At 67.4% G+C, this 6,395-nt stretch carries 5 protein-coding genes; 3 read left to right on the top strand and 2 right to left on the bottom strand.

Annotated elements, in window-relative coordinates:
- The first annotated feature begins 438 nt into the window (after positions 1–438).
- A complete protein-coding gene (locus tag ACIA77_RS42760) occupies positions 439–1,893 on the top strand; it encodes an acyl-CoA carboxylase subunit beta (RefSeq protein WP_395891879.1) in 1,455 nt (484 codons plus the stop codon).
- A 51-nt stretch (positions 1,894–1,944) separates the two neighbouring features.
- Here the strand turns inward: ACIA77_RS42760 and ACIA77_RS42755 are convergent, their stop codons facing one another.
- On the bottom strand, positions 1,945–2,160 hold the full coding sequence (locus ACIA77_RS42755) for a hypothetical protein (protein ID WP_395891878.1): 216 nt from the start codon (positions 2,158–2,160) through the stop codon (positions 1,945–1,947).
- Positions 2,161–2,215: 55 nt separating this feature from the next.
- On the bottom strand, positions 2,216–2,500 hold the full coding sequence (locus ACIA77_RS42750) for a hypothetical protein (RefSeq protein ID WP_395891877.1): 285 nt from the start codon (positions 2,498–2,500) through the stop codon (positions 2,216–2,218).
- Positions 2,501–2,737: 237 nt separating this feature from the next.
- On the opposite strand from ACIA77_RS42750, the gene ACIA77_RS42745 reads away from it, so the two are divergent.
- On the top strand, positions 2,738–4,177 hold the full coding sequence (locus ACIA77_RS42745) for an NF041680 family putative transposase (protein ID WP_395891892.1): 1,440 nt from the start codon (positions 2,738–2,740) through the stop codon (positions 4,175–4,177).
- 130 nt (positions 4,178–4,307) lie between these two features.
- The gene (locus ACIA77_RS42740; protein ID WP_395891891.1) at positions 4,308–5,747 is read left to right on the top strand and encodes an NF041680 family putative transposase; all 1,440 of its coding nucleotides are present in this window, start codon (positions 4,308–4,310) and stop codon (positions 5,745–5,747) included.
- Positions 5,748–6,395: the final 648 nt, after the last annotated feature.

Here is a 6,395-nt window from a genome sequence, read left to right as displayed (position 1 = left end):
CCACGCCGTCGGCGACCGACTTCAAGCTGTACCAAACACCTGACCCCGGAAAGGCACCCAGTGATCCACATCATGATTCGGCCGGAATGACTAAGGGTTAGCTGCCGTTCCGGCATCACATCTCGAAAGAACGCTGTCACCCGCATTGCTCTCCCGGACGCCGGAGACCCCCGCTCACGCAACGTGAATGATGCTAGGCCGATCGGGTGGCCGAGGCGGCGTGGTTTCCCTTACAGCGCACCATCGGGCTTGTTCCCGGTCGTACTCCCGCGTTGCCCTTTCAGCCCTCGCCCTTGGCATTCACCCGGCGGCGTCAGTAACTTGAAGATCGTCACGCGTCGAGCCGAGGGTTCGTCCGTTCGATTCCGTGCCGTACCAGGCGATTGCGACGAAGTCGCGCACGATCCGCCCGGACCACGTCGAGGGTGAAGGACCACCATGGTTGCCGAAAGTTTCAGTGTGGCGAACAAGAACTGGACGTCGGACGCGATCTCCACGATGGTCGATCTCCGGGAATCCGCGCGGGCCCGGACGGAAATCGCGGCGGCCGGCCAGCACGCCCGGAACAAGCTCACCGCTCGCGAGCGTCTCGACCTGCTCCTGGACCCCGGGTCCTTCCTCGAGGTGGGTAGCTTCGTCCGGACGCGGTCCACCAGCCTCGGCCAGGGCCGCGACCGTCCGCTCGGTGACGCGGTCGTCGTGGGGCAGGGCACGGTGCACGGCCAGGAGGTGTGCGTCTTTTCCCAGGACTTCACCGTTTTCGGCGGCAGTCTCGGGGAAGTCGTCGGCGAGAAGATCGCCAGGGTCATGGACATGGCCATGCAGGCCGGTGTCCCGATGATCGGCATCAACGACAGCGCGGGCGGCCGGATCCAGGAGGGGGTGGTCGCGCAGAGCCTCTACGGCGGGATCTTCCGGCGCAACGTCCGCATGTCCGGGCTGGTCCCGCAAATCTCGCTGATCATGGGGCCGTGCGCGGGTGGCGCGGTCTACTCCCCCGCGATCACCGACTTCGTGGTCATGGTGGAGAAATCGGCGCAGATGTTCCTCACCGGGCCGTCGGTCCTGCGCGAAGCACTGGGAGAGCGGGTGTCCGCCGAAGATCTGGGCGGTGCGTCGGTGCACCACACCCGGTCGGGTTCCGCCCACCACATCGCGCCCACCGAAGCCGATGCCATCGCGTACGTCCGGAACCTGCTCACCTATCTCTCCCCGGCACGCCTGCACACCCAAGCGCCGGCGAGGCGCGGCGAAGACCACACCCTCGACCGAATCATCCCCGACGCGGACCTGGCCTACGACGTCCGCCGAATCGTCGCCCGCGTACTCGACGACGGAGAGCTGCTGCAAGTACACGACCGGTACGCACCCAATGTCCTCACCGGCTTCGGCCGCCTCGGCGGCCGCAACGTCGGCGTCGTGGCCAACCAGCCGGCCGAAGCCGGCGGGCGGCTGGACGAGAAGGCCAGCATCAAGGCAGCGCGGTTCGTCCGTACCTGTGACGCCTTTGACGTACCAGTGCTCACTTTCGTCGACACCCCGGGTTTCGCCGCGACCCCGAACGAGGAACAACACGGCGCGGTTCGCCGCTTCGCGGCGCTGCTCCACGCCTACGCTGAAGCAACCGTTCCCCTCCTCACCGTGGTCACCCGCCGCGCGGAAGGCATCGGCTACGTCGCGATGGGCTCCCGGCACTTGGGCGCCGACGCCTGCCTGGCCTGGCCCACAGCCCTCATCGACGGCAAGCCTCCGTACGAAGCCGCGGAACGCGGACTCATCGACGAGGTCATCGACCCCGCCACCACCCGCGAACGGCTGCGGCGGGGCCTCCGGCTGTTCGAGACGAAGAAGACCGGAGCCCCGATCCGCAAACACGAGAACCTGCCGCTCTAGCATCGTGAGCCGGGCACTTGATTCGCAACCACAGTGCCAGGCGCCAAGAAGTCACCGGCGCAAGGAGTAGCACCGGACCTGGTCCCGCAGATGGCCGATCACCGACGCCCGCACGTCAGCGTCGTCCTCTCCGGCGGACGCGCCACTGCCGGTCACCGCGCCGGACTCCGCGGGCGCCGGCCGCGACGCGACCGCGCGGATCACCCGGACGATGATCGCCGCGATTGCCTGGGCCATCGCCGAGACCACGATCTCAGACGCCGTCACCCCAGTCTGCACCAGACAGGGCAGCCCGGGTCACCAGCGCCTTGTCGTGGCGTGGCTAGTCGCGCGTGGCGAGCACGGACTGCGGAAACTCGCGGCTCGGCGTCTCGGCGCGCGAGAGATCAGAACGAGGCCCGGTCCCGAGCGCGAGATCGAACCCGCGCGCCAGCGCCGCGAGGTCGACCCACGCCGATCCGGTCGTCGCCGGGTCGAGGGCGAGGAACGGCGCCACGTCCACCGGGTAGCGCACAACCCGGCCGCGGCGCTCGACGAAGTGCGCGTGCGGACCACTGAGCGCCGCTCGCGCCGGTTCGTCCAGAACTGACTCGTCCACTGTGGTCACGAGTTGTCCATCGGGAGCCCCGACGGGTTCACCGCGGCCCGCCGCACGGTCTCGTTCTCGAGCCCGTAGAGAGATGGGCTGTAGGTCTTGTGCAGCAGGAAGAACATGTCCGTGGCTAGCTTGAGTTTTAACGTCTGGGTGTGGGGATCGACCCCAGTTGATCATGGATGAAGCCCTTGGTTGATCATTCTTCTTGCGACAGAAAGACGATCGAACCAAGGGCTTCAGTTGATCAGTGTGCACGACCCGGGCGTGGGCAGGGCGTCGGGGGACCTCGCCGGCTTCCGACACGAGTTCTATCGATGCTTGACCGGTCGCGCGGACGCGTTGTTCGAGCTGACCGACGCCGTGTTATGTGCCGAGGGACCGGTCCGGTCCCTGCCGGAGTTATCGCTGCTCGCGGAGCATCGCCGGGGCCATGGCGGGCTGTATGCGGGCCTGGCCCACGGCCGGATCGATGTCGATCGGCTCCGCGACGCCATTGTGGCCGGGCCGCTGCCGCGAGCGGCCGACAGCCGGTTGGTGCTGGCCGTGGACATCACCTGCTGGTTCCGGCCCGAGGCACACCCCGCACCAGAACGGGTCATGTGCCACGCCTACGGCCGCAACCGCAACCAGCATCTGGCGATTCCCGGCTGGCCCTACTCGGTCGTGGTCGCGCTGGAAACCGGCCGCAGCTCCTGGACCGCGCCGGTGGATATTCAACGCCTGGCACCCGGAGCCGACGCCGCCACGGTCACCGCCGAGCAACTGCGCCGGGTCGTGACCGGACTGATCACCCATGGGCACTGGCAGCCCGGCGATCGCGAGATCCTGATCGTGGCCGACGCCGGCTACGACGGACCACGCTTAGCCTTCCAGCTGACTGACCTGCCCGTCGCGGTGCTGGTGCGGATGCGGTCGGACCGGGTCCTGCGCCGCTCGACCCCACCCCACACACCGCACACGGTGGGCCGGCCACGCCGACACGGCAGAGAGTTCGCCTTCGGCGATCCAGCCACCTGGGGCCAACCCGATATCGCCATCGACGCCGACACCCGTCTCTACGGTCCCGCCATCGTCCGGGCCTGGAACCGGCTGCACCCCCGGTTGACGCACCGCACCGCCTGGACCACCCACGTCGGACACCTGCCGATTCTGGACGGCACCGTGATCCGTTTACAGGTGGACCGATTACCGTCCGGGGCGATCCCGAAACCGGTGTGGTTATGGCATTCCCGCGTCGATCTGGACAGCAGGACGGTCGATCTGCTCTGGCAGGCATTCCTGCGCAGATTCGATATCGAGCACACCTTCCGACTGTTCAAACAGACCCTCGGCTGGACCCGCCCGAAACTGCGCACACCCGAACAAGCCGACCGGTGGGGCTGGCTGGTCCTGGCCGCCTACACCCAACTCCGACTGGCTCGCCGGTTAGCCGTGGATCTACGGCGCCCCTGGGAGAAACCCGCACCACCAGACCGGCTCACCCCCGCCCGGGTCCGACGCGGATTTCGGCACCTACGCGCACAAACCGGCTCTCCCGCGAGCGCACCGAAACAAACACGGCCCGGTCCAGGGCGGCCAACCGGCCGTCCCAACGACCGGCCAGCCACCCGCCACGACGTGCACGTCGTCACCCCGGCCACGTCCAAGAAGACCAAGCCGAGCACGCCTCGACCGCGCCGAACAGGTTAAAACTCAAGCTAGCTTGAGTTTTAACGTCTGGGTGTGGGGATCGACCCCAGTTGATCATGGATGAAGCCCTTGGTTGATCATTCTTCTTGCGACAGAAAGACGATCGAACCAAGGGCTTCAGTTGATCAGTGTGCACGACCCGGGCGTGGGCAGGGCGTCGGGGGACCTCGCCGGCTTCCGACACGAGTTCTATCGATGCTTGACCGGTCGCGCGGACGCGTTGTTCGAGCTGACCGACGCCGTGTTATGTGCCGAGGGACCGGTCCGGTCCCTGCCGGAGTTATCGCTGCTCGCGGAGCATCGCCGGGGCCATGGCGGGCTGTATGCGGGCCTGGCCCACGGCCGGATCGATGTCGATCGGCTCCGCGACGCCATTGTGGCCGGGCCGCTGCCGCGCGCGGCCGACAGCCGGTTGGTGCTGGCCGTGGACATCACCTGCTGGTTCCGGCCCGAGGCACACACCGCACCAGAACGGGTCATGTGCCACGCCTACGGCCGCAACCGCAACCAGCATCTGGCGATTCCCGGCTGGCCCTACTCGGTCGTGGTCGCGCTGGAAACCGGCCGCAGCTCCTGGACCGCGCCGGTGGATATTCAACGCCTGGCACCCGGAGCCGACGCCGCCACGGTCACCGCCGAGCAACTGCGCCGGGTCGTGACCGGACTGATCACCCATGGGCACTGGCAGCCCGGCGATCGCGAGATCCTGATCGTGGCCGACGCCGGCTACGACGGACCACGCTTAGCCTTCCAGCTGACTGACCTGCCCGTCGCGGTGCTGGTGCGGATGCGGTCGGACCGGGTCCTGCGCCGCTCGACCCCACCCCACACACCGCACACGGTGGGCCGGCCACGCCGACACGGCAGAGAGTTCGCCTTCGGCGATCCAGCCACCTGGGGCCAACCCGATATCGCCATCGACGCCGACACCCGTCTCTACGGTCCCGCCATCGTCCGGGCCTGGAACCGGCTGCACCCCCGGTTGACGCACCGCACCGCCTGGACCACCCACGTCGGACACCTGCCGATTCTGGACGGCACCGTGATCCGTTTACAGGTGGACCGATTACCGTCCGGGGCGATCCCGAAACCGGTGTGGTTATGGCATTCCCGCGTCGATCTGGACAGCGGGACGGTCGATCTGCTCTGGCAGGCATTCCTGCGCAGATTCGATATCGAGCACACCTTCCGACTGTTCAAACAGACCCTCGGCTGGACCCGCCCGAAACTGCGCACACCCGAACAAGCCGACCGGTGGGGCTGGCTGGTCCTGGCCGCCTACACCCAACTCCGACTGGCTCGCCGGTTAGCCGTGGATCTACGGCGCCCCTGGGAGAAACCCGCACCACCAGACCGGCTCACCCCCGCCCGGGTCCGACGCGGATTTCGGCACCTACGCGCACAAACCGGCTCTCCCGCGAGCGCACCGAAACAAACACGGCCCGGTCCAGGGCGGCCAACCGGCCGTCCCAACGACCGGCCAGCCACCCGCCACGACGTGCACGTCGTCACCCCGGCCACGTCCAAGAAGACCAAGCCGAGCACGCCTCGACCGCGCCGAACAGGTTAAAACTCAAGCTAGGGCGTGTCCTCAAAGTGGTGAAGGTGACCGGCTTTGATCTTGGGTTGTGGTACGTAGGCATGAGTTGACCGATGAGCAGAGGCAGGCGATCGCGCCGTTGCTTCGCATGTCGGGTGGGAAGGGGCGTCGGCGGGTTGATGACCGTCGGGTGCTCAACGGGATGTTGTTCAAGGCCAAAACCCGGTGTGGTGTGGCAGGAATTGCCCGAGCGGTATGGGCTCTGGAAGACCGTGCCATCACCACCGGTTCGACAAGACCGCCACCTCCTACCAAGGCATGCTTGGACCTGGCCATCCGACGCCTCTGCCAGTGCGGCGGCTCGTGGACCGACCGCGCGCCAGGCCGAGTTGCCCCTGTCGCTCTCAGCGAGCGACCTGACGATCGTCGCGCGGGTGTGACAGAGATTCCGACCGGCTGTCCCGACTGCCCATTGTGCTTCCTCGATCCAGGCTGCGGCTCGACGTCCCGCCTGCAGCCATGCGTTTGGCGCGAAGTCATGGTCGTACACCGCCGCCGGGCTCACTGCCATCATCGACGCCGCCGGCAACAAGCACATACAAGGCATTGTGCCGATTCCGCCGCACTGGGCCGGCACCTGCCTGCCATCCGGAACCAGCGCCAGGCCCGAGCCGAGCC

The organism is Amycolatopsis sp. NPDC051903, from assembly GCF_044452505.1.
Lineage (GTDB): Bacteria > Actinomycetota > Actinomycetes > Mycobacteriales > Pseudonocardiaceae > Amycolatopsis.
This window is presented reverse-complemented; position numbering and strand designations above follow the sequence as displayed.

What these genes read in the sequence shown, in the direction of transcription:
- ACIA77_RS42760 (WP_395891879.1), top strand. Translation starts at nt 439, where the DNA reads ATGGTTGCCGAAAGTTTCAGTGTGGCGAACAAGAACTGGACGTCGGAC.